Source organism: Methanobrevibacter filiformis (assembly GCF_001639265.1).
Taxonomy (GTDB): Archaea; Methanobacteriota; Methanobacteria; order Methanobacteriales; family Methanobacteriaceae; genus Methanacia; species Methanacia filiformis.
Genome location: NZ_LWMT01000112.1, coordinates 1 through 2,662, shown reverse-complemented (window position 1 = coordinate 2,662; position 2,662 = coordinate 1). Strand labels below are relative to the sequence as shown.

General features: G+C 25.2%; 5 protein-coding genes. 2 read left to right on the top strand and 3 right to left on the bottom strand.

Annotated features, from left to right (window positions below; genetic code table 11):
• Positions 1–174 precede the first annotated feature (174 nt).
• Positions 175–621, top strand: a complete 447-nt coding sequence (locus MBFIL_RS03805; RefSeq protein ID WP_066971654.1) for a hypothetical protein — start codon at positions 175–177, stop codon at positions 619–621.
• 92 nt (positions 622–713) lie between these two features.
• On the opposite strand, the gene MBFIL_RS03800 is transcribed toward MBFIL_RS03805, so the two are convergent.
• From MBFIL_RS03800 to MBFIL_RS11075, 3 genes are all read right to left on the bottom strand, one after another.
• Entirely contained in the window at positions 714–1,373 is a 660-nt protein-coding gene (locus MBFIL_RS03800; RefSeq protein ID WP_066971653.1) for a DUF116 domain-containing protein, read from the bottom strand.
• A gap of 83 nt (positions 1,374–1,456) precedes the next feature.
• Positions 1,457–1,924: a hypothetical protein gene (locus MBFIL_RS03795; RefSeq protein WP_066971652.1), complete on the bottom strand. Its 468-nt coding sequence runs from the start codon at positions 1,922–1,924 to the stop codon at positions 1,457–1,459.
• Between the two features lie 118 nt (positions 1,925–2,042).
• Positions 2,043–2,174, bottom strand: coding sequence for a hypothetical protein (locus MBFIL_RS11075; RefSeq protein ID WP_281192474.1), 132 nt, complete (start codon positions 2,172–2,174; stop codon positions 2,043–2,045).
• A gap of 186 nt (positions 2,175–2,360) precedes the next feature.
• Here MBFIL_RS11075 and MBFIL_RS03790 point away from each other — a divergent pair.
• A partial coding sequence (locus MBFIL_RS03790; protein ID WP_157078640.1) for a hypothetical protein occupies positions 2,361–2,662 on the top strand: 302 nt, incomplete at its 3' end.

The following is a 2,662-nucleotide window of genomic DNA, read 5'->3' as shown; positions in this document are numbered from 1 at the left end:
AATAGATATTCAATGAAAAACATAGACAACAAATAAAAAAAACTACAAAAAATAATTTACAATCTAACCACAACTAAGAAAATTCACTGTCATCCATCAACTGAAAAATTAATTATTGCACAGCCAATCATATTATAAAAAAATTTATTTATATATTGTTAAAAAGGGTTAAAAATGTCAAAAGATAAAAAGAAAAAAGAAGATAAATTTGAAACAATAGAATTAGTAAATGATTCTGTTGAATTTGGTGAGGATCAGGAAGTAGTTATAGATTTGGAAGATTTAGGCTTAGATAATTTAGATTTTGAAAATTTAAAGTCAGGAAAATTAACTGTAGATGATCTTAGGAAAATGGATTTAAAAGAACTAGGAATTGAAGGTGCTGATCTTGATCAATTAGAAGCAATTGGTTTTGAATTAGAAACTCAAGAACTTGAAGTTCCAGATATAAGAATAGAATCTGAGATTTTTGATATGAGGCTATTAATTAAAAAAGATTATTCTGATACTTTAGATTTAGAAGAACGTAAAAAAGAATGTATTAAAGATTTATTCGATTTTGTTGGTGAGTTTATTAATACTGATGAATTTGTTGAATTAATGAATTCTTATGATGAATAGATTAATTTAAATAATTTTCTACTTTAAAATAACTTTTAAATAATTTTAAATAATTTTTTATTATTTAATTATTCTTTTTTTAATTTGATATATTATTCCTTGTTCTTATTGTGGAAATCATAATATCCTATTTTATCTAAAACTGATTTAACATCTACTTTTGTTTTATAACAACCTGTTCTTGATAGAAGAACTCCTTGTGGTGAAAATTTAGATAAATTCATCATGGTCATATTTAAATCTTCATAACAAGCTATTCCAAGGACTGAGTCGAATTCATGGTTTTTAACAATCTTTTTAATAAATGTTGAGCCTGGTATAATGAATACTATGTATCCTAATTCTTCAGCTTTAGGTTTTATGATACCTATGGCACATTTCCCGCAACAATCACAGGCAAGCCCAGTTTCTTCTAAAACTGCTTCACAACTAGGATGTCTTAAACAATGGGGAAATACCATAATCTTTTTTTTATTATCAGTTTCTTTAAATTTTTTTTCATTAATTTTATTCCTTATTTCGACACCTATATGATCAACCATAATATCATCAAAGCCAAAACTTCTTGCTAACTGTTTAAGTGGGGAATAGAAAAAATCAAGTGCAAAAAGAATTAACTTTGGGAAAATTAAGATATTTTTTTTAAGTAATATCTTACCTAGAATTAAAGCTATTAATAATATTAAAAATAAAAAAATAAGTCCAAAAAAGACTATTTGACCAAATAGCTGGAAAGCATTTTCAGTTAACATCTGTTGGTTAGTTTTATTACTTATATTATATAAATATTAGTTATTTTATTAGGGAATAATGCTGCCATAATATTAAATAATTACTAAAACTTTTCTATTTTATAATTAAGAGTATTTCCTTTAATTTTAACCCCATTTTCGGTTTTAGTAATTATTGTTCCTGATAAACTATTACATGAACATAAAATATCTTGTTCTGGGTGTGTTCCTGGAATTATATCACAATCAAGCCTTACAGTATCTCCCACTGAAAGAACCATACTAAGTCTTTTAGATGTGGGATGGTCTTTAGGAAGTACAATTATAGGGGAGTTCATTTCTCTTGTTAGGTATCCAAGTGATTTAATTCCTTTTTCATACTTTTCTCCTTTTCCAAATGCAGAAATAGCTATCAAATCATTTTTTTCTAAGTACATAACAATTTCTTCTTTTTCAGGAGTTCCAATAAACAACATTTGATCATTAGATACTTTAACTATTCCCACAGTTCCAGTATCTCCAATTAAAAATAGTATTTGGGAAGAATCAATCTTAATTTCTTCTTTTTCCATAAAATCACAGAATAAAATTTATTATATCTAAAATATGAATTAATAAAATCTTTTAGATTTTACTAATTTTTTTTAATTTTTCAAAAATAATTATTGTAACTACTAAATAGCCACTAATTTAAACTTCTTCTACATTATCGCTTTGGCATGAAGGGCAAATAACTTTTTTTCCAAGTCCTTTGAAATCATTACCACATTTTAAACATTTATATTTCTTTGTTTTCAATTTTTTCATATTTACATCGGCCATAGGGCCTCCAACTGTACACATAACTTCACCTTTATTTAAATTAATTATTTATTAAATTATTTTATTAATAGTATTTATTCTTCTTAATATAAATTTGAGGATTCGTATTTAATAATTTTCTTTTTATATGTATTATTTTTTTTCTTTGGTATTTTTATTTATGTTTGATTGTTTATATATTTTTTTATGAGTTTTAATAGTAGTATTCGTAAGTGTTTTAGGTTTGTGTTGAAGAAGTTGAATGTTTGGGAGAGTAGTGGTAAGTTTAGTGTTGATTTTGATTATTTGAGGTCTGTTGTTCGTGGGGATTTTAGTGATTTGTGGAAGGAAGGTCTTAATTTTAATATTAATAGTCCTTTTAATAAAGAGCTTTTGTGTTGTGATTTGGAAAGAATGGTTCGCGCATTAGATGATGGAGAAAGTGTGAATCATTTTAAGAATCTTTTTCTTCTTAACTCTATGAATAATGAAAATGAAGAGTTGTTAGA